This window comes from Pseudomonas palleroniana, assembly GCF_022836895.1.
GTDB lineage: Bacteria > Pseudomonadota > Gammaproteobacteria > Pseudomonadales > Pseudomonadaceae > Aquipseudomonas > Aquipseudomonas palleroniana.
Genome location: NZ_CP092411.1, coordinates 5,517,474 through 5,542,757 on the forward strand (window position 1 = coordinate 5,517,474; position 25,284 = coordinate 5,542,757).

General features: G+C 61.9%; 22 protein-coding genes. 10 read left to right on the forward strand and 12 right to left on the reverse strand.

Going from position 1 to position 25,284, the window contains the following annotated elements; all coding sequences use genetic code 11:
- The first annotated feature begins 238 nt into the window (after positions 1-238).
- The 3 genes from MJP36_RS24790 (at position 239) to fecA (ending at position 4,093) form a co-directional block, all read left to right on the forward strand.
- Positions 239-727 (forward strand): sigma-70 family RNA polymerase sigma factor, encoded by a 489-nt coding sequence (locus MJP36_RS24790; protein WP_244384248.1) that lies wholly within the window; start codon positions 239-241, stop codon positions 725-727.
- Positions 724-1,665 (forward strand): FecR domain-containing protein, encoded by a 942-nt coding sequence (locus MJP36_RS24795; RefSeq protein ID WP_090366578.1) that lies wholly within the window; start codon positions 724-726, stop codon positions 1,663-1,665. Before MJP36_RS24790 ends, MJP36_RS24795 begins: the two co-directional genes overlap by 4 nt.
- 91 nt (positions 1,666-1,756) lie before the next feature.
- A complete protein-coding gene (gene fecA, locus MJP36_RS24800; protein WP_244384249.1) occupies positions 1,757-4,093 on the forward strand; it encodes a TonB-dependent Fe(3+) dicitrate receptor FecA in 2,337 nt (778 codons plus the stop codon).
- Here fecA and MJP36_RS24805 read toward each other — a convergent pair.
- A complete protein-coding gene (locus tag MJP36_RS24805; RefSeq protein ID WP_198760435.1) occupies positions 4,090-4,962 on the reverse strand; it encodes a LysR family transcriptional regulator in 873 nt (290 codons plus the stop codon). The genes fecA and MJP36_RS24805 overlap by 4 nt on opposite strands.
- Positions 4,963-5,067: 105 nt before the next feature.
- Here MJP36_RS24805 and MJP36_RS24810 point away from each other — a divergent pair, with 105 nt between their 5' ends.
- Complete coding sequence (locus MJP36_RS24810) at positions 5,068-6,576, forward strand: MFS transporter (RefSeq protein ID WP_244384251.1); 1,509 nt, start codon at positions 5,068-5,070, stop codon at positions 6,574-6,576.
- 51 nt (positions 6,577-6,627) lie between these two features.
- Here MJP36_RS24810 and MJP36_RS24815 read toward each other — a convergent pair whose 3' ends face one another.
- Entirely contained in the window at positions 6,628-7,038 is a 411-nt protein-coding gene (locus MJP36_RS24815) for an HPF/RaiA family ribosome-associated protein (RefSeq protein WP_060755000.1), read from the reverse strand.
- Between the two features lie 212 nt (positions 7,039-7,250).
- Positions 7,251-8,198, reverse strand: coding sequence for a LysR substrate-binding domain-containing protein (locus MJP36_RS24820; RefSeq protein WP_090366583.1), 948 nt, complete (start codon positions 8,196-8,198; stop codon positions 7,251-7,253).
- A gap of 136 nt (positions 8,199-8,334) precedes the next feature.
- Between MJP36_RS24820 and MJP36_RS24825 the strand changes: the two genes are divergently transcribed.
- The 3 genes from MJP36_RS24825 to MJP36_RS24835 all read left to right on the forward strand — a co-directional run bounded on the left by MJP36_RS24825 (position 8,335) and on the right by MJP36_RS24835 (position 11,676).
- Positions 8,335-9,711 carry an L-serine ammonia-lyase gene (locus tag MJP36_RS24825; protein WP_104995592.1) on the forward strand — a complete coding sequence of 459 codons (1,377 nt, stop codon included), beginning with the start codon at positions 8,335-8,337 and terminating at the stop codon, positions 9,709-9,711.
- Positions 9,712-9,772: 61 nt separating this feature from the next.
- Entirely contained in the window at positions 9,773-11,059 is a 1,287-nt protein-coding gene (locus MJP36_RS24830; protein WP_090366585.1) for a serine/threonine transporter, read from the forward strand.
- A gap of 299 nt (positions 11,060-11,358) precedes the next feature.
- The gene (locus MJP36_RS24835; protein WP_090366587.1) at positions 11,359-11,676 is read left to right on the forward strand and encodes a DUF3509 domain-containing protein; all 318 of its coding nucleotides are present in this window, start codon (positions 11,359-11,361) and stop codon (positions 11,674-11,676) included.
- Here MJP36_RS24835 and MJP36_RS24840 read toward each other — a convergent pair.
- Entirely contained in the window at positions 11,673-12,161 is a 489-nt protein-coding gene (locus MJP36_RS24840; protein ID WP_060755005.1) for a phosphate-starvation-inducible protein PsiE, read from the reverse strand. The genes MJP36_RS24835 and MJP36_RS24840 overlap by 4 nt on opposite strands.
- Positions 12,162-12,408: 247 nt before the next feature.
- Between MJP36_RS24840 and MJP36_RS24845 the strand changes: the two genes are divergently transcribed.
- Positions 12,409-12,669: a YebG family protein gene (locus tag MJP36_RS24845; RefSeq protein ID WP_161548215.1), complete on the forward strand. Its 261-nt coding sequence runs from the start codon at positions 12,409-12,411 to the stop codon at positions 12,667-12,669.
- Positions 12,670-12,724: 55 nt separating this feature from the next.
- On the opposite strand, the gene MJP36_RS24850 is transcribed toward MJP36_RS24845, so the two are convergent.
- Positions 12,725-13,744, reverse strand: a complete 1,020-nt coding sequence (locus MJP36_RS24850) for a Leu/Phe/Val dehydrogenase (RefSeq protein ID WP_060753834.1) — start codon at positions 13,742-13,744, stop codon at positions 12,725-12,727.
- A gap of 187 nt (positions 13,745-13,931) precedes the next feature.
- On the opposite strand from MJP36_RS24850, the gene MJP36_RS24855 reads away from it, so the two are divergent.
- Positions 13,932-14,735, forward strand: a complete 804-nt coding sequence (locus MJP36_RS24855) for a SirB1 family protein (protein WP_244384252.1) — start codon at positions 13,932-13,934, stop codon at positions 14,733-14,735.
- On the opposite strand, the gene MJP36_RS24860 is transcribed toward MJP36_RS24855, so the two are convergent.
- From MJP36_RS24860 to hmgA, 4 genes are all read right to left on the reverse strand, one after another.
- Positions 14,732-16,099, reverse strand: a complete 1,368-nt coding sequence (locus MJP36_RS24860) for an MFS transporter (RefSeq protein ID WP_244384253.1) — start codon at positions 16,097-16,099, stop codon at positions 14,732-14,734. The genes MJP36_RS24855 and MJP36_RS24860 overlap by 4 nt on opposite strands.
- Before the next feature lie 75 nt (positions 16,100-16,174).
- Entirely contained in the window at positions 16,175-16,819 is a 645-nt protein-coding gene (gene maiA / locus MJP36_RS24865; RefSeq protein WP_244384255.1) for a maleylacetoacetate isomerase, read from the reverse strand.
- A 12-nt stretch (positions 16,820-16,831) separates the two neighbouring features.
- Positions 16,832-18,118, reverse strand: a complete 1,287-nt coding sequence (gene fahA / locus MJP36_RS24870) for a fumarylacetoacetase (protein ID WP_244384258.1) — start codon at positions 18,116-18,118, stop codon at positions 16,832-16,834.
- Positions 18,119-18,121: 3 nt separating this feature from the next.
- Positions 18,122-19,405: a homogentisate 1,2-dioxygenase gene (hmgA, locus tag MJP36_RS24875; RefSeq protein ID WP_060753839.1), complete on the reverse strand. Its 1,284-nt coding sequence runs from the start codon at positions 19,403-19,405 to the stop codon at positions 18,122-18,124.
- A 119-nt stretch (positions 19,406-19,524) separates the two neighbouring features.
- Between hmgA and MJP36_RS24880 the strand changes: the two genes are divergently transcribed.
- The gene (locus tag MJP36_RS24880) at positions 19,525-20,304 is read left to right on the forward strand and encodes an IclR family transcriptional regulator (protein WP_244384260.1); all 780 of its coding nucleotides are present in this window, start codon (positions 19,525-19,527) and stop codon (positions 20,302-20,304) included.
- 1 nt (position 20,305) lies between these two features.
- Here the strand turns inward: MJP36_RS24880 and dacB are convergent, their stop codons facing one another.
- The 3 genes from dacB to MJP36_RS24895 are packed head-to-tail and all read right to left on the reverse strand — an operon-like array spanning position 20,306 to position 25,272.
- Positions 20,306-21,763: a D-alanyl-D-alanine carboxypeptidase/D-alanyl-D-alanine endopeptidase gene (gene dacB, locus MJP36_RS24885; protein ID WP_060753841.1), complete on the reverse strand. Its 1,458-nt coding sequence runs from the start codon at positions 21,761-21,763 to the stop codon at positions 20,306-20,308.
- A gap of 54 nt (positions 21,764-21,817) precedes the next feature.
- Complete coding sequence (locus MJP36_RS24890) at positions 21,818-22,858, reverse strand: YncE family protein (protein WP_234016609.1); 1,041 nt, start codon at positions 22,856-22,858, stop codon at positions 21,818-21,820.
- Positions 22,858-25,272 (reverse strand): TonB-dependent siderophore receptor, encoded by a 2,415-nt coding sequence (locus MJP36_RS24895; protein ID WP_104995586.1) that lies wholly within the window; start codon positions 25,270-25,272, stop codon positions 22,858-22,860. The genes MJP36_RS24890 and MJP36_RS24895 overlap by 1 nt, the downstream gene beginning before the upstream one ends.
- Between the last annotated feature and the right edge of the window lie 12 nt (positions 25,273-25,284).

Genomic DNA, 25,284 nt, shown 5'->3' on the forward strand with positions numbered 1-25,284 from the left:
ACACGCGACGTCGCGGCCAGTCGGTAGGAAGCGGACAGTGAGGTTGTGCTGTGCATGCGGGAGGCGCCAGGATCATCAGTGCGCGATATTAATGATAAATATTCTCATAAGCAAAAGAGAACGGATGAATCACCTGCGTCCTTTATAGAGCTGCAGGATTGCCCAACGTTGTCATGCAACCTACAATGCGAACAATTCTTGTTCTCTGACGCACACCAATGTTCGTGGAGTGATCGCGTTGCAGCCGTCCAACACCGTCGAAGTCCTGTACCACGACCATCACCACTGGCTCACCGGCTGGTTGCGACGCAAGCTCGGCTGCCCTGAAAGTGCCGCGGACCTGGCGCAAGACACCTTTATCCGGGTGCTGACCGCACGGGAAACCCCAACCCTGATCGAACCCCGCGCCTTCCTCACCACCGTGGCCAAGCGTGTCCTGTTCAATTACTACCGTCGCCAGGACCTGGAACGCGCCTACCTCGACGCCTTGGCGCAACTGCCCGAGCACGTCGCGCCTTCGGAAGAAGAACGCGCCATCCTCCTGCAAACCCTGCTCGAGCTGGACCAACTGCTCAACGGCCTGCCGCGTCAAGTCAAACGCGCCTTCCTGCTGGCCCAGCTCGACGGCCTGACCTACGCGCAAATCGGCGCAGAACTGGGCATCTCGATTGCCACCGTCAAACGCCACCTGAATAAAGCAGCCATGCGTTGCTACTTTGCCCTATGAACTTCTCGACCCACGTCGCCGAGCAGGCCGTGCACTGGCTGATGGAAATGCAGCAAGGTGGCCTCAACCCGCGCCAGCATGCGGCCTGGCAACAGTGGCTGGCGGCCCACAGCGAGCATCAGCGCGCCTGGGAGCATATGCAACGCGTCAACCAACGCCTGCGCGGCATGCCTTCGCCCCTGGCCCATGCGGCGCTGAACGCGCCGAAGTCCAACAGCCGGCGCCAGGCGCTGAAGTTGCTGCTGATCCTCGGCGCGGGTTCGGCGGCGGCCTGGGGCCTGCGCCAGCAACACATTCTGCCGCCGCTGAGTGCCGACTATCGCAGCCCCGTAGGCCAGCGTCGCAAAGTGCAGTTGGCCGACGGCAGCCAGTTGCAGCTCAACACCGGCAGCGCGGTGGATGTGCACATGGATGGCCGGCAGCGCTCGATCCGCCTGCTCGACGGCGAAATGCTGCTGACGGCTCGGGCGGGTCATTCGCCCCTGCGTGTGCTGACCGGCCAGGGCCTGCTCAGCAGCCAGGCGGCGCGCTTGAATGTGCGCCAGTTCAACGACCACACCCAACTGGCGGTACTCGACGGCCACGTCGAGGTCATGCCTGACCACTACAGCGGCCTGCCACTGATCGTCGAAGCCCGCCGCCAGGTGAATTTCACTCGCAAAGGCTGGGACACCCCGCGCCCCGTCGACGCCAACAGCGGCGCCTGGGCCGATGGCATGCTGATGGCTGCGCATATGCGCCTGGAAGACTTCCTCACCGAGCTGGGACGCTACCGCCGCGGTCAGCTCAATTGCGACCCGCAGGTGGCCAACCTGTTGCTGTCCGGCAGTTATCCGCTGGACGACAGCGAACGCATTCTCGATCTGCTGGAAGTCAGCCTGCCGGTCAAGGTTCGCCGCTTCACGCGCTACTGGGTGAGCGTGCAGGCACGCGCCTGAAAATATTTTCGACAACCGTGAGCCGTTTTCCAGCCCTCGCGTGACAGAGAAGGAAAGCCACTTTGATCCTTCCTTCTCAGGACCGCCATTTATGCTCCAGCAACCCACCCCTCTCGCCCGCACCCTGCGCCAACTCCTGCTCGGCGCCAGCCTCAGTTTCGCCGTGCTGCCCCAGCTGATGGCGGCCGATGCCAAGCCCTATCACATCGCACCGGCTTCGCTGGAAGCGGCCCTGAACCAATTCGGGCGAGAAGCGGGTGTGCTGATTTCCTTCGGCTCCGAGCTGACGGCCGGCATGCAAAGCCGGGGTTTATCCGGCAACTACGGCGCCGCCGACGGCTTGCAAAAACTGCTGGAAGGCACCGGCCTGCAAGCCCGCGCCGAGGGCAACAATGCCTATAGCCTGCAACCGGCCAACGCCCCCACGACGGTCGAACTGCAAACCTCCAATGTCGTCGGCGACTGGCTCGGCGATGCGCAGCAAACCAACGTGTTCGAACACCCCGGCGCCCGTGACGTGATCCGCCGCGAAGCATTCGAACGCCAGGGTGCGACCCAGGCTCGTGACGTGCTCAACCGCATCCCCGGCGTCAACGCTCCGGAAAACAACGGCACCGGCAGCCATGACATGGCGCTGAACTTCGGTATTCGCGGCCTCAACCCACGGTTGGCCTCGCGCTCCACGGTGTTGATGGATGGCATTCCGGTGCCCTTCGCACCGTATGGCCAACCCCAGCTGTCATTCGCCCCGATCAGCATGGGCAACATGGATGCAGTGGACGTGGTACGCGGTGGCGGCGCCGTGCGTTATGGCCCGCAAAACGTCGGCGGCATCGTCAACTTCGTGACCCGCGCTATCCCGGACGCACCGACGGTCAAAGGTGGCTTGCAGACCGAGACCAGCCCGTCTTCCAGCCACGATGGCTTCAAGACCAGCGGCAACCTGCTGGCCGGCGGCACGGCCGACAACGGCCTGGGCGGCGCGATTCTGTATTCCGGCACCCGTGGCGGCGACTGGCGCGAAAACAGCAACACGCGCATCGACGACCTGATTCTCAAGGGCAATTACCAGCTCGACGACGCCAACAGCTTCAATACCATGGCTCAGTACTACGAAGGCCAGGCCGATATGCCCGGCGGCTTGAACGTAAAGGACTACAAGGCGGACCCGTACCAGTCCACCCGCCCCTACGACAAATTCTGGGGCCGCCGTACGATGTTCAACGCCGGTTATCGCTACCAGGAAGACCGCCGTGAGTTCACCGCCAACACGTTCTTCACCACCACCTTGCGTAACGGCTACCTGGACCAGGGCAACTTCCTTTCACTGTCACCCCGCGAATACTGGGTACGCGGCCTGGAAACCCGCTTCGCCCAGGGCTTCGACCTCGGCCCCAGCCGCCATGAGGTCGGCATCGGCTACCGCTACATCAGCGAAGCCGGTCACGAAATGCGCTATCGCACGCCGATCACCGCCAACCAGCAAATGCCCGATACCAACAGCCGCAACGACCGCGACACGCGTGGCGCCACCGAGGCCAATGCGTTGTTCGTCGATGACCGCATCGACATCGGCAAGTGGACCATCACGCCGGGCGTGCGCTACGAGATGATCGAGTCCCAGCAAACCAACAACCTGACCAACGTCAAATACAAGGGCGACTACAACACCGCACTCCCGGCGTTGAACGTACTCTACCACCTCACCGAAGACTGGAACCTCTACGCCAACACCGAAGGCTCGTTCGGCAGCGTGCAATACAGCCAGATGCCCAACCGCGTAGCCAGCGGCGAAGTGAAGCCGGAAAAAGCCCGTACCTGGGAACTGGGTACCCGTTATGACAACGGCAACCTGCGTGCGGAAATCGGCGCGTTCCTGATCAACTTCGACAACCAGTACGACAGCAACCAGACCAACGACACCGTGATCGCCCGGGGCGAAACGCGCCATCAGGGCATCGAATCGAGCGTCAACTACGCCCTCGATGCGTTGAGCCCGGCGCTCACAGGCTTTGATGTCTACGCCACCTACGCTTACGTCGACGCGACCATCCGCGAAGACGGCCCGAACAAAGGCAACCGCGTGCCGTTCTCGTCCAAGCACAAAGGCACCCTGGGCGTGGGTTACACCGAAGGCCCCTGGAAGCTCAACCTCGACAGCAGCTACCAGAGCAGCCAGTTCGCCGATAACGCCAATACCCGGGCGGAAAGTGCCGACGGCGCCAACGGACGCATCCCCGGCTACATGCTGTTCAGCAGCCGCGCGGCGTATGACTTCGGCCCGCAGTTGTCAGACCTGAACGTGGCGGTCGGTGTGAAAAACATCTTCAACAAGCAGTACTACACCCGTTCGTTCGACGACAACAACAAGGGCAAATACGTCGGCGAGCCGCGCACGGTCTACGTGCAAACCTCCATCGCGTTCTAACTGCCCGCCAGGCAGCTGGGGGTGCCCGCCACCAAGGCGTCGATGGCGCAGCGCACCTTGGCGGGCATATGCGCAGCCGTCGGCCAGATCACATGGATCGGCGCAGGCTGGGCGCGGTGGTTCGGCAACACCGCTTCCAACTGCCCACGCAGCACATAATGCGCAATCAGCCAGCTCGGCAACCAGGCCAGGCCGACGCCCGCAATCGCGGCATCGGCCACGGCCTGGAGGTCGTCGAGCATCAACATCGATGCCACCCCAGAGCGAAAGGACGTATTGCAACGGTAGGCAATGCCTCGGTGACCGGCGAGGTCATCAATACAGTCAATCGGCCCGACACGCTGCAAGTACGCCGGTGAAGCGGCCAACCCGACCGACTGCTCACCCAGGCGGCGGGCGCTCAGACGGTCGGTGTCCGGTAACGGGCCGATGCGCACGGCGACGTCGAAGCCTTCCTGCACCAGGTCCGTGAGCCGATCTGAGAATGAAATCTCGATCTCCAATTGCGGATAACGGTCCATCAAGCCCCACAAGGCAGGCGCCGCATAATGGTGGCCGAACGCCAATGGCAAGCTTGCGCGTAGACGCCCACGCGGCTGTTGTCGGCCGCTTTCGAGCACCGACTCGGCAGCTTCCAGTTCGGCCAGTGCACGCAGGCAATGCTCGTGATAGGCCTGCCCATCTTCGGTCAGACGCTGGCGACGCGTGGAGCGCTGCAACAGGCACGTGCCCAAGCGCGCCTCGAGCCGCGCCAGGCCCTTGCCCACGGCAGAGCGCGTGAGGTTCAGACGTTCGGCGGCTTCGGTCAGGCTGCCGCTCTCGACGATTTGCAGAAACAGTTCAACGCCGTCGAAACGTGGAGTGGCCATGGTTTTATTGTCGCTCCTGAATCCCCTATCCAGGGAAAACTTATCACGAATAAAGAATCCTGTTCCCGCGAGAATAAACCCTCATTCAATCCAAAGGAATTGCCCATGCCGCCCGCCGCCGCTGTATCGGCCGTCAGCGCCCCACGGACCGCCAGAGATGGCCTCGCCCTCACCGCTGTGTGCCTCGTTGCACTGATGTTCGGCCTGGAAATCTCCAGCGTGCCGGTCATCCTGCCCACCCTCGAACAACAATTGGGCACAGGCTTCCAGGATGCCCAATGGATCATGAACGCCTACACCCTGGCCTGTACCAGCGTGCTGATGGCAGCGGGCACCCTGGCCGATCGCTTTGGCCGACGGCGCATGCTGGTGTTGTGCTTGTGGCTGTTCGGCCTGGCTTCGCTGGCCTGTGGGCTGGCCGATACGGCGCCCATGCTGATCGCGGCGCGTTTTGTCCAGGGTGTGGGAGCCGGCGCCATGATGATTTGTCAGTTCGCCATTCTTTCGCACCAGTTCCGGGAGCCGGCGGCGCGTGCGCGGGCCTTCGCGGTATGGGGCGTGATTGCGGGCCTGGGCCTGGGCTTCGGGCCCATGGTGGGGGCCTTGATCCTGGCGATCGCGGATTGGCGCTGGGTGTTCCTGGTGCATGTGCCGCTGACCCTGCTGACCCTGGTGTTGCTGCGGGTCAGCGTGCAGGAATCGCGGGACCCGGCGGGTCATCGTCTGGACATCGCCGGCATGCTCACCTTGACGCTGTCGGTATTTGCGCTGGTGTACTTCATCACCCAAGGCAGCGAGCACGGCTTCGGCGCACCGGCCATGCTCGCTTGGGCTGGTCTGTCGTTGATCGGGTTGCTGTTGTTCGTAGTCATCGAGCGGCGCAGCGAGCATCCGATGTTCGACTTCTCGGTGTTCCGCATCCAGCGTTTCAACGGCGCGTTGATGGGCTCGGTCGGGATGAATTTCAGCTTCTGGCCGTTCATGATCTACTTGCCGCTCTATTTCCAGGCGGGCCTGGGCTACGACACCCTGACCACCGGCGGCGCCCTGCTGACCTACACGTTGCCGACCTTGCTGGTGCCGCCGCTGGCTGAACGCCTGGCACTGCGCTATGGCGCGGAGCGGATCATCCCCGTGGGCCTGGGTTTGATGGGCGCCGGGTTTATCGCCATGGCCCTGGTCAACGGTACCGAGCAACCGAGTATCGTGCTGGTGCTGTGCAGTTGTGTCATCGCGGGAGTGGGTTTGGCGCTGACCAATTCGCCGACCACCAACACCACCACCGGCTCGGTCTCGGCCGACCGTGCCGGCATGGCGTCGGGTATCGATCTCAGTGCACGGCTGATTACCCTGGCGCTCAATATCGCGCTGATGGGGCTGGTGTTGCTGCTCGGGATCAGTCATCAACTGGCCAGCTTGCTGCCCGAATCCACAGCAGCAGACTGGCCGGCGATCAGCCAGCATCTTGCCGCGGGCAAGCTGGACGTGCCGGGGCTGACCGTGACGGACGCCCAGGCGGCGCTGCGCCATGGCGCCGGTTGGGCGATGCTCTTCGCCGGTATCGGTGCTGGCGGCCTGGCGCTCTTGAGCCGGTATTTTTTCCGCAGCCGTTAAACGAAAACGGGCCTGCATCTGCAGGCCCGTTTGGCTAGGGAGAAAGAGCGGTCAGCTGTTAATCGCTGCCTGCAAGTTTTCTTCGAACTCTGCTTCGAGCGCACCCTCGTCGACTTTGTTGGCCGGCAGACTTTTCCCGGCAGCGCGTGGCTTGCCTTGCAGTTTGCCGAACAGGTGCTCCAACGCATGTTCAAGCTTGATGGCTGCACCATCGATCGCCTGCTCCAGCGTATCGGCTTTATCGCAGACCGAGATCGGTTGATGCCCCTTTGGCCGGGCTTCCAGCCGGCAACTCAAGTCATGGGGGCCGGGCTTGTCGCCGTTCTCATCGCGCAGGTAAACCTCAACGCGGGTCAGGTGTTCTTCATAACGATCAAGCGTGCTCTCAATGGTCGTACGTACCCACTCCTCCAGTCGGATGCTGCTTTCAATATGGTTATCGCTATTGACTTGGATTTGCATAGTTCTTCCCTTATTTCAGCTAGCTCGCGGGAGGTCACAACTGCAACACCGGTGCGGTGAAACCATGACCTCTTGATGACACAATTGAGCAGTCAGCGAAACATTTCAACCCCTTTGCAAAGATAAATCCCACATTACAAATTAAGTCTGACTACGAGCAAAAACGCTGTTAGGGTGGGGAGTTAGTTAAATCTTCCTACACCTTGCGAACCTCACAATTGCCCCTCTCCCAACGGGTGCAATCCGCGAAAAACCTCGGCCTCCTCCACCAGCCAATCATGCACCGCACGCACGCCCGGATGGCTCAACGCACCCGGCGCATACAGCAGCACGTAGCGTTTGTGGTTGGGCACGGCGACACCGAAGGGCACAATCAAGGTGCCGCGCTCCAGCTCGTCATTGAGCAACGTGCGCCGCGCAATCGCCACGCCCATGCCCGCGATGGCGGCTTCGATGGTCAGGTGGTTACGGTTGAAGGTGTGCCCACGTCGCACATCGGCGAGGTGGTAGCCGATGGCATTCAGGTAAAACTCCCACTCGGCGTATTCATAACTCCCACGCCAGGCCGTGATGTCGTGCAACAACGGGAAGTGCGCCAGATCCGCCGGTCCGTGTAACGGCGGACGGCCGCGCAGCAGGCTCGGCGCGCACACCGGGAATATCTGCTCGTCCAGCAGGGCTGTGGATAACAAGCCTGGATAGCTGCCGTCGTTGAGATCGATCGCCAAGTCAAAGTCGCCCTCGTGCAAGGCAATGCTGCTGTCTTCGGCGACCATGCGCAGTTGAATATCCGGGAAGCGTTGCTGTAAACGCGGCAAACGCGGGGTCAGCCACTTACCCAGAAATGATGGAATCGAACGCAGGCGCAAGGTGCCGCTGATCATGCCCGCGTCCAAGCGCTGCAACTCGGCATCGATGCTGCCGTAAGCCTCCCCCACCGTCGCCGCCAACCGCTGGCCCTCGGCACTGAGTTCAACCCCACGCGCCCGGCGATGGAACAGTCGAAAACCCAAGCGCTCCTCCAACTGCCGGATCTGCTGGCTCACCGCCCCCGGCGTGATGTGCAGTTCTTCAGCGCAGCGAGTGAACGACAGATGCCGTGCCGCACAGGAAAACACGTGCAGCCAGACGTAGGTCTGACCATGGAGTGGGCGGGTCATAGCGTTTAGTCCTGCTAAAGGGTTTCTTAGGATAATTCGTTGGTCAGTGCCGATCCAGAGGATCAGTATCGCGCCAATTGCGCTCGGCCTACAAAAATGGCAGCGATTCCTACTCCATTGCTTGTAAGGCTTTAGCATGGCTATCAGTGTTTTCGATCTATTCAAAGTCGGTATCGGCCCTTCCAGCTCTCACACCGTCGGCCCCATGCGGGCAGCGGCAAGCTTCGCCCAGGCACTGGTCGACCAACAGTTACTGAGCGCCACGCGCCGGGTCGAAGTGCGCCTGTACGGCTCGCTGTCCGCCACCGGCGTGGGCCACGCCACCGACCGCGCCTGTGTCATGGGCCTGATGGGCGAATGGCCCGACCAGGTCGACCCAACCTCGATCAACGCGCGCATCCAACAGTTGCGCGAGTCCGGCCGGCTGCTGCTCGCCGGCACCCAGGACATTGCCTTCAATTGGCACTCCGATCTCCTGCTGCTGGACGAAAGCCTGCCTTACCACCCCAATGCCATGTCGCTGCACGCCTACGGTGAAACCGGCCTGCTGAGCGAACAAACCTATTATTCGGTGGGCGGCGGCTTCATCATCGACGCGGCTGAAGCGGCTTCGGGCACTGCGCCGACCAGCGATGTGCAATTGCCCTACGACTTTTCCAGCGCGGCCGAACTGCTGGCCCTGTGCAACAAGCACGGCCTGCGGGTTTCGGAACTGATGATGGCCAATGAACGGGCGTGGCGCAGCGACGAAGCGATCCGCAGCGGCCTGCTGCATATCTGGTCGGTAATGCGCGAATGCGTAGAACAGGGCCTGCGCGACGAAGGCATTTTGCCGGGTGGCCTGGATGTGCCGCGTCGCGCCGCGAAATTGCACCGCAACCTGCTGGAAATCGGCAAACCGAATGTCATCACCTCGACCCTGTCCGCTATGGAATGGGTCAACCTGTTCGCCCTCGCCGTCAACGAAGAAAACGCCGCCGGCGGGCGCATGGTCACGGCGCCGACCAATGGCGCGGCGGGGATCATCCCGGCGGTGTTGCATTACTACATGAAGTTCAATGCCAACGCGTCTGACGACGATGTGGTCAATTTCTTCCTGGCCGCCGCCGCTGTCGGCATTCTGTGCAAGAAAAACGCCTCGATCTCGGGCGCCGAAGTCGGCTGCCAGGGCGAAGTCGGCTCAGCCTGCGCCATGGCCGCCGCCGGGTTGGCCGAGATCCTCGGCGCCACCCCCGAGCAATTGGAAAACGCCGCCGAAATCGGCCTGGAGCATAACCTGGGCCTGACCTGCGACCCGGTTGGTGGCCTGGTGCAAGTACCCTGTATCGAGCGCAACGCCATCGCTGCCGTGAAGGCGATCAACGCCACGCAAATGGCCCTGCGCGGCGACGGCAAACACTTCATCTCCCTCGACCGGGTGATCCGCACCATGCGCGATACCGGTGCCGATATGCATGACAAATACAAAGAAACTTCACGGGGCGGCCTGGCGGTCAGCTGGGTGGAGTGCTGATCGGAGCACTGCTACCCGCCCCAACGTGAGCCCGCGCAAAAATAATAACGAGGCAATATCGATGACCGATGTACGTACACCTGCCGTAGAAAACCCTGCCGTAGAAACAACCGTGACCAGCGGCTGGACGCAACACGACACCACCTGGATGCTCGGCCTTTACGGCACCGCCATCGGCGCGGGCACCTTGTTCCTGCCGATCAACGCCGGCGTCGGCGGCTTCTGGCCGCTGATCGTGCTGGCGCTGCTGGCGTTCCCGATGACCTTCTTCGCCCACCGTGGGCTGACGCGCTTTGTGTTGTCGGGCAAATCCGGCGACATCACCGAAGTTGTCGAAGAACATTTCGGCGTCGGCGCGGGCAAGCTGATCACCCTGCTGTATTTCTTTGCGATTTTCCCGATTTTGCTGGTGTACAGCGTGGCGCTGACCAACACCCTCGGCAGCTTCATGGAGCACCAGTTGCACATGACGCCACCCCCCCGGGCAGTCCTGTCACTGGTGCTGATCCTCGGCCTGATGGCCATTGTGCGCTGCGGCCAAGGCGTGATCGTCAAAGCCATGAGCGTGCTGGTGTACCCCTTTGTCGCCGCGCTGTTGCTGCTCGCGTTCAGCCTGATCCCCAACTGGAACGGCGCGTTTTTCGCCTCGGCCGGGGATGGCATGCCAATGCCGCTGTTCTTCAAGACCCTGTGGCTGGCGATTCCGGTGATGGTGTTTTCCTTCAACCACTCACCGATCATTTCCGCGTTTGCCGTCGATCAAAAGCGCGTCTATGGCGCCCAGGCCGAGCGCAAAAGCGGCGGGATCCTCGCCACCGCCCACGGCATGATGGTGCTGACAGTGATGTTCTTCTGCTTCAGCTGCGTGCTGGCTCTGTCGCCGGCCGACCTGGCGGCCGCCAAGGCGCAGAACATTTCGATCCTGTCGTACCTGGCCAACCATTTCCAAACGCCGGTCATCGCCTACGCCGCGCCGTTGATTGCGCTGGTGGCGATCACCAAATCCTTCCTGGGCCACTACATCGGTGCCAGTGAAGGCTTCCAGGGCCTGATCGTCAAATCCTTGCGCGGGCGTAACCGTTCGATGTCGTCCAAGGCGCTGGAACGTTGCACCGCAGTGTTCATGGTACTGACCTGCTGGGCCGTGGCGACCTTCAACCCCAGCATCCTGGGCATGATCGAAACCATGGGTGGACCGATCATTGCCTGCCTGTTGTTCCTGATGCCGATGTACGCGATCCGCCGCGTGCCCTCTCTGCGCCAGTATTCGGGCCAGTTGTCGAATGGGTTTGTGGTGGTGATCGGGTTGATTGCGCTTTCGGCGATCGTTTTCTCGGTACTGCCCTGAAACAGGTCACCGCTCTCAAAGACACCCCGAGATGACTGTGGGAGGGGCTTGCTCCCGATGAGCGGTGTGTCAGCCAATAAATACTCGGCTGAATGACCGCCATCGGGAGCAAGCCCCCTCCCACACAAGGACCGCATTGTTTGTCAGATCGCTGTACGGCACGCCCTTTGCTGTACAGCTCATGAGGTAAACGGATTTTGTAAAACCTCAGCGACGGAGTGGCCGGTGGTCAGGCAACGCGAACTATTCCCGACACCGGTCGTCAATGACTGCATGTTCCTATCAGGCGGTAACGCACCATGGACAATCCTTTTCAGATCATCACGGACACTTTCAGCCCCGATTACCGCGTCAACCTGAGCATCCAACGGCTCGACGGCAGCATCATGCTCACCCTCTCGAACGAAACGGGCGTGGTGGCCAAACGCATGATCAGTGCCGAACAACGCAACGATCCGCAACGTCTCAAGCGGCTGGTGCAAAGCATTCAGTTCGGCATTGCCATAGAGCAGGGCCATAGCGCCATGGAGATCCTGGCGATGATGACGGACGGCGACAGCCACAAACTTCTGCAGCGCCCGCCCGCCCGTCCCCTGCCCTTCAGCGTCGGGCTCTAGAGTTCGCCCTTCTCGGTTTCCTGGCTCGCCTCGCCTTTGCGACGCGGGCCTTCAACCTTCACCGACGGGAATGCCGACGAGGCATATCGAACGACCATGATCGAAAACGCCAATAGCAGAATACCGCCGCACAGGTAGATGATGCCGATGTCCGGCGGGTTGTGGTGCGATACGTTGGAGATCAACAGGCGCGTCAGCGCAGTGATCGCCACGTAGATCAGGAAACGCACCGGCATGTGGTTGGTCTTGAAATAGATCCCGACCATCGCGCCCAATTCCAGGTAGATGAACAGCAGCAAGATGTCATCGATCTTGATATGCCCGTTCTCCAACATCCCGAGAAACTCCATCACCGCCGCCCACGCGGTCACCGCACCAATGGCAAACAACGCCAGGTAATGGAATGTCTCGACAAACAGGTTGCCCAGGGATTCGGCCAGCCCATGGACGTTCTGGCGCAGCCTTTCAGCCCAGTTGATTTTCACGATGATGCTTCCTTAGGTCGGCTCGACCGGATAATGCGAGTTGAACGTGACGGTTGTTCTGCATGCAGAAAAAAGGCCAGCGGCAGCTATAAGATGATGGCGGGGTGATATGAGGCACTGCAAACCTGGCTTTTCGAGCTACATTAAAAAACTGCTACCCAAACCCCACGGTTTGGCTTAACCTTTAGCTGTATATAAATACAGTAGTCGCAATAGACAACTATCGTGAAGGCATGTGAGGTGGTGAATGGCCGTCGAAGTGGTATACCGCAGCAGCCGAGATCTGGAGCGTTTGTTCATGGATAAAGCCGAAGCTGACCGTCATGACAAGATGCTTGAACTCGCTGAGTTGCTCGCAGAAGTGTTGCAAAAGGCCGTGCCGTCCCTGAGCGAGCAGCAAGTGGAAGAAGCCGGGATCTACATGGCGAAGAACCGCGATGTGTTTGCCAAGGCGTTCAAGAGCCAGCCGGATGCACTGGCCGAGTTGCTGAACCCTGCAACGGAATGAAGTCCGAATTGAACAGGCCCTGAGTCACTGGCTCAGGGCCTTTTTAATGCCTGGGCTATTTGTACAGCAGACGCTCGGCCAACTCATCGGCAACGCGTGCCGGGGAACGTTTTTCGGCTTGGGCGTGGGCGAAGATTTCGGTCAGGCGCCTGCCTATGTTTGACAGATGGGCCGTGATATCCGCCAGCTCGGCGCCGTGGTGCTTGAGAGCGACGTAGATCAGGCCACCGGAGTTGATCACGTAGTCGGGGGCGTAGAGGATGCCTCGCCCTTCCAGTTGGTCGGCGATCTCCAGGTTGGTCAGTTGCGCGCTGGCGGAACCGGCCACAGCGGCGCAACGCAGTTGGCCAACCGTATGGCGATTGAACACCGCACCGACGCCGCAGGGCGCGAGGATGTCGCAAGGGGTGCTGAGCAAGGCATCGTTGGCGATGGGGTGCGCGCCAAGTTGTTCCATGGCCAGTTGGACCTTGCCATGATCGATGTCGCTGACCAACAGCTCGGCACCGGCCGCGTGCAGTTGCTCGGCCAGGGCATACCCCACATTGCCCAGCCCCTGCACCGCCACGCGCAAGCCTTCGAGGTTATCGCTGCCCAGGCGGGCCATGGCGGTGGTGCGGATACCGGTAAACACTCCCATGGCCGCGTGCGGCGCGGGGTCGCCGGCGGCGGTGGTGCTGGTGACGAAGCGCGTGTGCTGGGCAATGCAGTCCATATCGGCAACCGAGGTGCCGCTGTCGATGGCGGTAATGAAGCGGCCGTCGAGTTTTTCGATGCAGCGGCCAAAGGCTTCGAACAAGGCGGCGCGGCTTTCCACGTGCACGGGGCGGATGATCACCGCCGTACCGCCGCCTACCGGCAGGCCGGCCAGGGCGGCTTTGTAGCTCATGCCTTGGGCCAGGCGCGCGGCATCCGCCACGGCACTTTGATCGTCGGGGTACGTCAGGTAACGACAGCCGCCCAAGGCCGGCCCCAGGCGACTGTTGTGGATGGCGATGATCGCCTTCAGACCGGTCACCGGGTCGACGCTCAGGTGCAGCGATTCAAGGCGGGTGCTGTGCATGAGCGCAAACATCAATGAGCTCCCGAATCACTTCTGGTAGTGGCCCAAGTATAGGCTTGCGGTAGAAAAATGCTGGACTGCACTGGAATAAGGCTCACGGTTTTGCAGGCCCTAAGACATAAGACAGTAGGATATTTCTCAAGACGCTGGACGAAAATTCACAGCAAGGCTAAAACGAGGGCATCCGCCGGAGAAAGCAATGAATCCCCGCCAAGCCTTTTTCGCCTGCCTGGACCGCTCTCCCCCCGCGCTGTTTGAAGCGGCGTTGTGGATTGCCGCCGAGCACGATCCCGTCGTGCAGCCGTTGCTCATCCTGCAAGACGTCACCTTGCTGCAACAACAGGTCGCGCTGGGCATGCCCATGTTGCCCGCTGACGAACTGGGTCAACCCCTGTTGCGGCGCTTGAACGACCTGGGATTCGCCCAGGACGAATTCACCCCGCTGCGCCCCGCCGCCGCCCTGCTGGACAAGGTACTGCAACGCAAGCGCGGGCAACCCTTGGCCATGGCGCTGATCGCACTGGAAATCGCGCGACGCCTGGACATCCCCTTGGTGGGCGTGAATTTCCCGGGGCATTTTCTGTTGCGGGTGCCCGGCGCCGACCATCTGCTGGACCCCTGTGGCGGTCGGCGTCTGTACCCCAATGACTGCCGCGAACTGCTGCAACGTCAATATGGGCCGAATCTCAAGTTGCAGGCCGAACACCTGAACACCGCTGAACCCCGTTCGATCCTGCAACGGCTGTCACGCAACCTGCGCCAGCTGCACCTCTCCAATGATGCCCCGCTCGACGCCTTGATCGATGCCGAGCGCGTTCTGGAACTGGGCAATGCCAGCGCCGCCGACTACCTGGCCCGGGCCAGCCTGTATCAGCGCCTGGACTGCCCGAACGCCGAGCGCTTTGACCTGGAACATGCCCTGCTGCTCAGCGAAGACCCGATCCAGCGCCTGCGCCTGACCGAGCGGCTGGGGCATCTGCCGCCCAACACGGTGGTGCATTAAGCCCCCGGCGCCTTGAGGATATCCGTCTGCAACGGGCTCTTGGGCACGCTGACGACAGGCGAACGTACCTGAATGATCAGCAACGCAGCGATCACCGCCGGAATCGCGCAGAAGAAGAAAATCTGCTGCACCGGTATATGCATCGCCAACAGCAGGCTGCCGAACAGCGGTCCCAGGATCGAGCCGAATCGTCCCACCCCCAAGGCCCAGCCGGTGCCGGTAGCGCGCACATGGGCCGGGTAGAAGTTGCTGGCGAAGGCATTGAGCGTCAGTTGGCCGCCAATGATGCAGAAACCGGCGGCGAACACGCAGGCCACCAGGTAACGCGGGTTGTCATGGTTCAGCCCTAACAGGAGGGTGCACAGCGCAGCCGCCGCCAACACGCCGGACAACAGCCGCACCTTGCTTTTCAGGCGGTCGGCGAACCAGGCCATGCCGATGGCACCCAGGGTGCCGGCAAACAGGAACATCGACGTCACCAGATTGGCTTCTTTCAAGGCCAGGCCACTTTCCAGCAGCAGCGACGGCAGCCAACTGATCATGAAGTACAAGAGGATCAAGCTGACAAAAAAGGTCGCCCAGAGCAGCAGGGTCGGGCGCGCATAGCCGTTGCGGAACAACTCCAGCACCGTCAGCTTGCTCCCCTCCTCCCGCTGGCTTTCGGCCGCGCTGGCCAGTGGCGGCTGCCAGCCGGGCAGCATGCGCGCCGTGACCTTTTGCAAGCGCGCATAGGGCGGTGCGTCACGCAACAGGCGCGGCAGGGATTCGGGCAGCAGCCACACCAGGAAGGGGAACAGCAGCAACGGCGTGACGCCGCCCGCCAGGAAAACCGCCTGCCAGCCAAAGCCTTCGATAAACCCCGCCGCAACGAACCCACCCGCCGCGCCGCCGAACGAAAAGCCGCACGCGGCCAACGTCACCATCAAGGTGCGCAAACGGGGTGGGGAGTATTCCGACATCAACGCCATGGCGCTCGGCATCGCACCGCCCATGCCGATCCCGCAGATAAAGCGCGCGGCCATCAGCGTCGTCAGGGAATTGGCAAACACCATCAACACCGTGAGGCTGGCATAGATCAGCACGCAGCCCAGCAGGATGCGCCGCACGCCAAACCGGTCGGCCAGGGGCGTCACCAGCAGCGAGCCCAACGTCAGGCCCAACAGGTTGGCACTGAATACCGGGCCGAACGCGGCTTTTTCCAAGCCCCAATCCTTGGCCAAGGCCGGTACCACGTAACCCAGCACCTGAGCGTCGTAACCGTCGGTCACCAGCAACAGCGCCAGTAGCAGGAGGATCAACCACTGATAGTTCGACACCGGACGGGCATCGAGTGCCGCACGAAAGCTGGCAATCTGATTGTGCATCGCAAGGTCCCTTTATTTTTTTATGTGGGCAACTTCGATCCAATGTGGAAGGGGCAATCCCCCTCCCACATTCATTCAGGGTGTATCAGGGGTATCCGGCTGATTAGCCGGATGTGCTTGCACAAACGCCGGATGCCGAGCCGCCAAGGCTGCCACCCGCCCGATACGCGGGTACGCGGCCAAAGGCACCTTGAAACGTTCCGCCGCGTACAGCTGGGGAATCAGGAACGCATCCGCCATCCCCGGCTGCTCGCCAAAGCAAAAGCCTTTATCGCCAATCAATTGCTCCACCGCGCCCAGGCCCTGGCTGATCCAATGGCCGATCCATTCCAGCAACTGCGCCTCATCATGCCCCCACTTTCGCAACAGGTTCTGGGTGCTGGAGTTGTGCAATGGGTGGATATCGCAGGCGATGATCGAGGCAACCGCCCGCTCATGGGCACGGGCGGCCAGGTCTTTGGAGAGCAGCGGCACCTGTGGATAACGTTCCTCCAGATACTCGATGATCGCCTGCGACTGGATCAGCAATGCCCCGTCATCAGTACGCAACGCAGGCACGCGGCCTTGCGGGTTGATCGCCAGGTATTCGGGCTGGCGGTTGGCGCCGCCCGCCGGAACCAGCAGGTTGACCGGCACGGCGCTGAAATCCAGCCCCTTGAGCGCCAGCGCGATACGCACCCGATACGACGCGGTAGAGCGGTAGTAGGTATAGAGATCCATCGCCCGTCCCTCTCAGTGCGCCGCGACCACGGTGCCACGGCACTCGCCGAAGCCAATGGGAGCAAACCCTTCACGGCTGCAACGGGCACGCAGAATGATTTCGTCGCCGTCCTCAAGGAACTTGCGCACCTCGCCACTCGGCAGTTCAATCGGTTTTTTTCCGCCTTCGGTGATTTCCAGCAGGCTGCCGAACTGCCCCGGCTGCGGCCCGGACAAGGTGCCCGAGCCGAACAGATCTCCGGCCTGCAACTGGCAGCCGTTGCTGCTGTGGTGGGCAACCATTTGGGCTGCGGTCCAGTACATGTGCTGGGTGTTGCTCAGCGTCAGGCGATGAGCCGGCAGGTTCTGCTCACGCATCGAAGCGGTGGTCAGCAGGACTTCCAGTTCGATATCCAGGGCACCTGCGTTCTGGTCACGCTTGTCCAGCAGGTAAGACAGCGGCTGCGGGTCACCTTCGGGACGCGGCGCTTGCGCCTTGCGGAACGGCTCCAGCGCTTCAGCCGTAACCACCCAGGGCGAGATGCTGGTGATAAAGCTCTTGGACAGGAACGGCCCCAGCGGCTGGTACTCCCAAGCCTGGATATCCCGCGCCGACCAGTCGTTGAGCAGGCAGAAACCGGCGATATGCTCGGCCGCGTCACCAATGGCAATCGCGTCGCCCATGGCGTTGCCCGGGCCGATCCAGATGCCCAGCTCCAATTCGTAGTCCAGGCGTGCGCACGGGCCGAAGCTCGGCTCGGCCTGGCCGGCCGGCAGCGTCTGGCCCTTGGGGCGACGGACGTCGGTGCCCGATGGGCGAATGGTCGAGGCGCGCCCGTGGTAACCAATCGGCACGTACTTGTAGTTCGGCAGCAAGGGGTTGTCGGGGCGGAAGAGTTTGCCGACGTTCTGCGCGTGTTCGATGCCGACATAGAAGTCGGTGTAGTCGCTGATTTTCGCCGGCACATGCATCTGGCAATCGGCGGCGCGGTGCAGCACTTGAGCCTCGCGGGTTTGCAGTTGGCTGCCTTCGGCCAGCAGTTCCAGCAGGCGTTCGCGCAGGGCCACACGCGGGCCACGGCCGAGTTCGAAAAAGGCATTCAACTGACCGCCGGCGGTGGCTTCCACAGCACGGCGCGCTTCACCCTCGAACGCGTCCAAAGCGGCAAACAGGTCGAGAATCGAGTCACCAATCGCCACGCCGCTGCGCGGTGCCGAGCCCTTGATACTAAACACCCCCAGCGGCAGGTTTTGCAGGGGAAAATCGCGGTGACCGTTGGCGGAGGCCACCCAGCTGCGGGTTAGCGTTGGATGAGTCATGGGTTATCTCCGGTTCGGGTTGAAGGTGGCGGGCAACGAGGCCCAGCACGCGTCATAAGTGTTTTGCAGTTGTGGGCATTCAAGGGCGAACTGTGTGGGACGCAGCACTTGGCTGGTCTCGAACATGAAGGCCATGGTGTTATCGATTTTGTGCGGCGCCAGCTCCACATTGATAGCTTTGGTGCAGGTCTCGCCATCCGGCCCATGGGCACTCATGCAGCTGTGCAACGACGCACCGCCGGGCAGGAAGCCTTCGGCCTTGGCGTCGTAGGCGCCTTGGATCAGGCCCATGTATTCGTTCATCAGATTGCGGTGGAACCACGGCGGACGGAAGGTGTTCTCGGCCACCATCCAGCGCGGTGGGAAGATCACGAAGTCGAGGTTGGCCAGGCCGTGGGTGCTGGTGGGCGAGGTCAACACCGTGAAAATCGACGGGTCCGGGTGATCGAAACTGACAGTGCCGATCGTGTTGAAGCGACGCAGGTCATATTTGTACGGCACATTGTTGCCGTGCCAGGCGACCACGTTCAGCGGCGAATGATCCAGCTCGCAGGCCCACAGTTCACCGAGGAACTTCTGCACCAGGGTGGTCGGTTGCTTGAGGTCTTCGTAGTGCGCGACCGGCGTGAGGAAGTCGCGTGGGTTGGCCAGGCCATTGCTGCCGATAGGGCCCAGGTCCGGCAGGCGCAGCGGTGCGCCATGGTTCTCGGCGACGTAGCCGCGCGCCTCGGCGTCCAGCAGCTCGATACGGAATTTCAGGCCGCGTGGCAGCACGACGATTTCCAACGGCTCCACGTCCAGTACACCCAGCTCGGTGGCAACGCGCAAGCGCCCCTGCTCGGGCACGATCAACAGTTCGCCGTCGGCATTGAAGAACACGCGCTCCATGGAGCGGTTGGCACAGTAGTGGTAGATGCTGATGCCCGAGGGTTTTTCCGACCCCGAGTTGGCAACCATGCCCACGAGCCCATCGACAAAATCCGTCGGTTCGCTGGGAACATCCAGCGGATTCCAACGCAGGCGGTTCGGTGTCACCGCTCCCAGGGGCCCACCGGCCAATTGCCGATCCAACTTAACAAACGCCGGATGATTGGCCGAGGGCTGAATACGATACAGCCAGGTACGGCGCGCTTCGCTGCGGGCCATGGTGAAGGCGGTGCCGGAGAACAGTTCGGTGTACAGCCCATAAGGCGCTTTCTGCGGGGAGTTCTGGCCGACGGGTAGCGCACCAGGCAGGGCCTCGCTGGCGAATTCATTGCCGAAGCCCGATTGGTATTCGAGGTTCATGGAACATCCTCTGTACGGAATTGTTTTTATCGTAATTCACTTACGCATAACGTAATTTGATCACTATCGACCGTCAAGCTATAAAGACGCCCATTCATCTCTCGGATTCTTGCCCTTCCATGGATACCCCCCGCGACACCGGAAAACAGAAAGTCCGCTCGGCCGAAGTGGGCACCGATATCCTCAAGGCCCTGGCTGAACTCTCGCCGGCCACCTCGTTGTCGCGCCTGGCCGAACACGTGCAAATGCCCGCGAGCAAGGTGCATCGTTATTTGCAGGCGCTGATCGCCTCAGGTTTTGCCGAACAGAACCCCGCCACCAACCACTATGGCCTGGGTCGCGAGGCGTTACGCGTGGGCCTGGCTGCGCTGGGCAGCATGGACGTGTTGAAAGTCGGCGCGATGCCCCTGGCGGAACTGCGCGATGAATTGAATGAAACCTGCTTTCTCGCGGTCTGGGGCAATCAAGGCGCAACCGTGGTGCATATCGAGCCTGCGGTGCGCGCCGTCACGGTGGTGACGCAGTTGGGCTCGGTATTACCGCTGCTCAGTTCGTCCACCGGCCTGGTGTTCAGCGCTTATTTGCCGTCGCGGGAAACCGTGGAGTTGCGCGAGCGTGAGATTCAGGGCGGAACCGCCCATGCCCTGGCCGACGATCAGGCCTACGCCGCTGTGTGCGAGCAGATTCGCAGCCGTGGCCTGCATTTTGTGCACGGTTTGCTGATGCCTGGGGTCGATGCGTTGTCGGCACCGGTCTTCAACGCGGTCGGGCAAGTGGCGGCGGTGATGACCGTAGTCGGCCCCACCTCATTGTTCCACGCCGATGAAAATGGCCCGGCGGCGCAGCAGTTGCTGGCAGCGACCCGGGCCGTAAGCTGGCGCATGGGCTATCAGCCCTGAATCAATCGTCCCAGCGTGACAGTGCCTCGACCACACGGTTTTCCACGCCTTTGACCTGGGCGCCGGCCACCACATAGTTGTTGCTGATCATGGAGAACACCAACCGCCGTCCGTGGGTATCGGTGAGGTAGCCGCTCAGGGACGAAACGCCGCCCATGGAGCCGGTCTTGGCATGCAGGTTGTTTTCCGCGAGCGTACCCTTCAGGCGATAACGCAGGCTGCCGCCGGTCATGCGCTCGGTATTGCCGGCGATCGGCAACGCGTTGTACCAGGCGTTGAACCACGGCTGCTTGCTCGCGGCCAATAGCACATCCGTGAGGTTTTGCGACGACACCAGGTTACGCCGCGACAGGCCCGAACCATCGACCTGGCTCAGCGTCGTGGTATCCAGGCCCTGACGCTTGAGAAACCCGGCCACCGCCACCGCGCCCGCCGCCGCCGTGCCACTGTTGGCGGTCTTGCGCCCCATGGCCTTGAGCAAGGCTTCGGACATGTTGTTGTTCGAGAGTTTGAGCAACGGCGTGATCAGCTCCTGCAGCGGCGCCGATTGGTGCTCGGCCAGCACGGTCGCCGTGGCCGGGCTCGCAGCGCCCATCACCCGACGCCCCGAAACGCGGATGCCCTGCTGTGCCAGCGCCTGCTCGAACAGGTTGGCGACCAACTGCGTGGGCTCCCACACACTGACCAATTGCTCGCTCTGCCTGCCCGGCGCGACCGCACCGCTGAGCTGCAAAAGGTTGGTGCCATGCCGGCGATTGATCCCGTAAGTGTTGCCCGGCCCGCTGACGGCACGGTTGCTCAGTTGCAGGTAATCGGTGGGCGGGTAGATCTCGACCGTGACAGGCTGGCCAACGCGCACCGGGGCCTTGGCCGTGACCAGGACACTGCCCGCATCGAAATCGCTATTGGGTGATACGGTCAGCGCTGAAATCTGCGCACCGTAGTAGGTGGTTTCATCATCGTGGGACCAGTCGACGCCCAATCGCTCGGCGTCGAACCAGGTGTCGTCGAACACCAGGTCGCCCTGCACCTGGCGAATGCCCTGGCTGGCCAATTGCGCCGCCAGCGCCTGGTAGTCGGCAAACTGCAGGGTCGGGTCGCCGAGGCCGCGCAGGTATAGGTTGCCGCTGAGACGATCGCCTTGGCGCGTGCCATTGCTGAGCAATTGTGTGGCAAAACGGTATTGCGGCCCCAGCACGTCCATGGCCGCAGCAGTGGTCAGCAGCTTGAGGTTGGAAGCCGGCACCAACCGCGTGCGTGGGTTGTACTGGTAGAGCGTGGCGCCACTTTTGGCATCCCGCACCATCAGGGAAACGCTGGCGCCGTGCAGCGCCGGGTCGGCCAGCAGTTGGTCCAGGCCCTGCCCGCCCGCCGTCTTCGAAGGCGTGGCGCAACCACTGAGCAACAACCCAAAGCCCAGCGCCATCGCGCCGGCGTGTATCCATCGTCCCCACTGCATAACACTGGCATTCCTGAAACTACGAGAGTGCGCAGCTTGGTTAATTCAAAGCCCTCAATCAAGTACCAGGGTGGTGATGGAGAACGTACCGGCCTGAAACTGCGGGTCGGGCTTGGGTTCGGCAGTGCTCGGCGCAGGCTGGTTGAAGTCCATGGCCGGCAGGTAAACCCGCTGGCGTTGCGCGTCGAAGGCCATGTTATAGGCCATCGGCACGGTGCTGACGGTGGCCGACAAGGCGTAATGATCGGCATCACTTTGCTCGATCACCATGACGTTCGCGTCCACGCCGCTGGGGATCAGCAAACGACGATGTTGCGCATCGTAGGCCACGGCATTGACGTCACGCCCAATCGGCAGCCTGGCCTTGACCTCGCCGCTTTCACGGTCCGCAACGATCAGCATCGGCGAGTCGCCTCGACACGCCACAAACAAGCGCTGGCGCTCGGCATCCTGGGCCAGCGCGCTCGGCTTGGGGCAATCGCTGAATTGCCAGGTATCGAGCACGGCAAAGGTATCGGCCGCATAGCGCGCGACCTTGCCTTCATCACGCATCGGCAAGAAGAAACTGCCATCGCCCTTGAGCAACAGCGGGTCGATCTTCTTCACCGCCAGTTCATGGGCGCCGGTAATGCGTTCCTGCTGGGGATCGAACTCGAACAGCGTCGAACGATCCGCCCGACGCCCGCTGACGATAATCACCTTGCCGGTGGACGGCTCGTACACCGCGCTGTTGAGGTTGCTTTGCGCAACGGCGATACGCTTGAGCGGCTTGAGTGTGGATAACTGCACCACACTCAAGCTGCCGTCAGTGTTGAGCACAAACACGCGGTCCAACCCAGGCACGAACACCACACCGTTGGCGCCATCGGACTGCAGCACGTTCTTGACCGTACGTTGGTGCTGGACATCAAACACGGTCAACCCGTTTTCGCGGCGGGCCAGGAACAGATAGGGACGCGTCGGATCGAGGCCGACGAACCCCCAACTGTGCCCGGAGCCAGGCAACGTCACTCGGTGTTCGCGGTGGATGGCGCCGCTGTCCGCCGCTGCGGTGGTGCTGATGAACAGGGCCAGTAGCCAGGCGACCTTGTTCATCAGAACGTCACCGTGCTGGAAACCGACACCTGCCGCGCATCGCCAATGGACACGAACTGCGTGTTCACCGAAGAGGTGTAGTAGGTACGGTCGAACAGGTTCTTCACGTTGAGCTGGAACTTGACCTTTTGCCCATCGATTTTGGTGTCATAGGTGGCAAACACGTCGGCCACGGTGTAGCTCGGCAGTTCGAAGCTATTGGCGGCGTCCCCCGCCCGCTCGCCGACATAGCGCGCCCCGGCACCGACCCGCAACTGATCACCGCCCAGGAGGCTGCCGAAGTCATACACCGCCGACAGCGAGGCGGTGTTCTTCGCCACGTTTTGCAGGTCGTTACCTTTGTATTTACTGTCCTCGACCACCACAGCATCGGTATAGGCGTAACTGCCGATCAAGCTCCAGTTGTCGGTCAATTGCCCGCTGGCGTCCAGTTCCAGGCCACGCGAGCGTACCTTGCCGGCGACGCTGTACACCGAGGCCAGGCCATCGCCCACCTGCACCAGCACGTTGCGTTTTTCGATGTTGAACAACGCCGCGCTCGCGGTGATGCGCCCCGGCATATCGAACTTGGTCCCCAATTCCCAGGCTTTGGATTGTTCCGGTTCCAGGCTGCCGTCCAGCACCGTTTTGTTGGCCAGCGGCGCAATGGTGGAGTTGGGTTTGAACGACTCGGTGTAGCTGCCATAGAACGACAACTGGTCGGTGTAGCGGTACACCAGGCCGGCACGGGGTACCCACTTCTGGCCGTTGCCATCGGTGTTGGCGGTAAAGGGCACGCCTTTGCCGGCGTACTGGTCGTACATCTGGTAGCGCGCGCCGCCTACCAGAATCCACTGGTCGGTTAGGTGGATGGCGTCCTGGAAGAACAGCGAATCGCTGCGCAGCAGGTCGGTCTGGTTACTGTCCGGGGCGCTGACGGTGGTGCCGGCCACTTCGTTGCCGTACACGGGGTTGTTGTAGTTGAAGACCCCACGCGGCGCCTGGCGGATCAGGTCGGCACGGTAGATCTTGCGGTACTCATCGTCCAGGCCGAATACCAGGTCATGCTGCATGCCGGCCACGTCGACCTTGCCTTCGAGGCTGGCGGTGGCAAAACGGTCGGTGGTCAACGCCCCCTGAGTGCCGTCCATGCTGCGGGTCAGCGTACCGTTGGTATTGACCTTGACCACACGGACTTGGCTGGCGTCGTAGGTCTCGCGGTTCCAGCTGTAGCCGAAATGAGCTTTCCAGTCGTCGTTCAAGTCATGGTCGACTTCCAGGCGATACAGGTCGGAACGGCCTTCCATGTTGTTGAACGGCTCGTCCAGGCGCCGAGTCGCCGGGATATTCAACGGGTGGTTGGTCTTGGGATCAATGGCGGTGCCACGGTCGAATGGTGAAAGGAATTCACGGTGTTCATAGGCGAACACCACCTTGGTGGTGTCGCCGTACCAGGCCAGGGATGGCGCCAGCAGTGTCTCGCGGTGGGTACCGAAATTGCGCCAGTAGTCTTCGTCTTCATGGTCGACGATCAGGCGGTAGGCCAGGCCACTGTCGCCAATCGGGCCGGTGGTGTCGAGGTTGCCGCCGCTGCCGTTCTTGCCATCGCCGAAGGTCGAGCCGCGTACCGTCAGGGAGGTGGACTGCACCAGCTCGGGCTTCTTGCTGACGATATTAACCACGCCGCCTGGGTCCTGGATGCCGTACAGCAACGACGACGGACCTTTGAGGACTTCGACCCGCTCAGCCGTGGAGTTCAACGCGCGCCCCTGCACCACTGGCATGCCGTCCTGCATGATCGAACCGTTACGGTTGTCGCCAAAGCCGCGCAACATCACGGCGTCTTGCGTGCTGCCAAGGGTGTTGGCCTGGGTGATCCCACTGACATTGCCCAGGGCGTCATCCAGATTGCGCGGTTGTTGATCACGCAATACCTGGGCAGGGACGACGTTGACGGTTTGCGGGGTTTCCAGCAACAGGCCCTGGGAGCGCATCACTGAACTGGTGGGCGGTGGCTGGTAGCTGGTGGCGTCCTGGGTTTGGCTGGCAGCGTTGATGGTGGTCGCGCCGAGGTTGACGGCCCCTTCGGTAGGCACCGGTTCCAGGGCCAGGGTGCGAGCGTCGATCTGGCGGAAAGTAAAGCCCGATTGGCTCAGCAGGCGCTGCAGGGCCTGGGTCGCGCTCATCTGGCCACTGACCGCCGGAGCGTTGAGGCCGTAGGGGGCTTCATCGGTGTAGATCACGCTCATGCCGGTGACCCGGCTGAAATCGCTCAAGGCCTGGGGCAGCGGTTTGGCTGCCAGCGCAAAACTGAACTGGGTGCTTTGCTGCTCCTGCGCCCGTGCCACCGCCAGGGGCAGCAACGCCAGCCCCGACACCGCCAATACCGAGGCTCCCAGCCACTGTTTAACCCAACCGCCCGCCGTCGACTTCATGCTGTGAAAACC

Bases quoted from the DNA above. Each gene is read 5' to 3' on its own strand.
- MJP36_RS24895 (WP_104995586.1), bottom strand. From the start codon at position 25,272: ATGAAGTCGACGGCGGGCGGTTGGGTTAAACAGTGGCTGGGAGCCTCG.
- MJP36_RS24825 (WP_104995592.1), top strand. From the start codon at position 8,335: ATGGCTATCAGTGTTTTCGATCTATTCAAAGTCGGTATCGGCCCTTCC.
- MJP36_RS24855 (WP_244384252.1), top strand. From the start codon at position 13,932: ATGAATCCCCGCCAAGCCTTTTTCGCCTGCCTGGACCGCTCTCCCCCC.
- MJP36_RS24890 (WP_234016609.1), bottom strand. From the start codon at position 22,858: ATGAACAAGGTCGCCTGGCTACTGGCCCTGTTCATCAGCACCACCGCA.
- MJP36_RS24815 (WP_060755000.1), bottom strand. From the start codon at position 7,038: ATGCAAATCCAAGTCAATAGCGATAACCATATTGAAAGCAGCATCCGA.
- MJP36_RS24795 (WP_090366578.1), top strand. From the start codon at position 724: ATGAACTTCTCGACCCACGTCGCCGAGCAGGCCGTGCACTGGCTGATG.
- MJP36_RS24810 (WP_244384251.1), top strand. From the start codon at position 5,068: ATGCCGCCCGCCGCCGCTGTATCGGCCGTCAGCGCCCCACGGACCGCC.
- MJP36_RS24850 (WP_060753834.1), bottom strand. From the start codon at position 13,744: ATGTTTGCGCTCATGCACAGCACCCGCCTTGAATCGCTGCACCTGAGC.
- MJP36_RS24835 (WP_090366587.1), top strand. From the start codon at position 11,359: ATGGACAATCCTTTTCAGATCATCACGGACACTTTCAGCCCCGATTAC.
- MJP36_RS24860 (WP_244384253.1), bottom strand. From the start codon at position 16,099: ATGCACAATCAGATTGCCAGCTTTCGTGCGGCACTCGATGCCCGTCCG.
- fahA (WP_244384258.1), bottom strand. From the start codon at position 18,118: ATGACTCATCCAACGCTAACCCGCAGCTGGGTGGCCTCCGCCAACGGT.
- fecA (WP_244384249.1), top strand. From the start codon at position 1,757: ATGCTCCAGCAACCCACCCCTCTCGCCCGCACCCTGCGCCAACTCCTG.
- MJP36_RS24845 (WP_161548215.1), top strand. From the start codon at position 12,409: ATGGCCGTCGAAGTGGTATACCGCAGCAGCCGAGATCTGGAGCGTTTG.
- MJP36_RS24830 (WP_090366585.1), top strand. From the start codon at position 9,773: ATGACCGATGTACGTACACCTGCCGTAGAAAACCCTGCCGTAGAAACA.
- hmgA (WP_060753839.1), bottom strand. From the start codon at position 19,405: ATGAACCTCGAATACCAATCGGGCTTCGGCAATGAATTCGCCAGCGAG.
- MJP36_RS24880 (WP_244384260.1), top strand. From the start codon at position 19,525: ATGGATACCCCCCGCGACACCGGAAAACAGAAAGTCCGCTCGGCCGAA.
- MJP36_RS24820 (WP_090366583.1), bottom strand. From the start codon at position 8,198: ATGACCCGCCCACTCCATGGTCAGACCTACGTCTGGCTGCACGTGTTT.
- maiA (WP_244384255.1), bottom strand. From the start codon at position 16,819: ATGGATCTCTATACCTACTACCGCTCTACCGCGTCGTATCGGGTGCGT.
- dacB (WP_060753841.1), bottom strand. From the start codon at position 21,763: ATGCAGTGGGGACGATGGATACACGCCGGCGCGATGGCGCTGGGCTTT.
- MJP36_RS24805 (WP_198760435.1), bottom strand. From the start codon at position 4,962: ATGGCCACTCCACGTTTCGACGGCGTTGAACTGTTTCTGCAAATCGTC.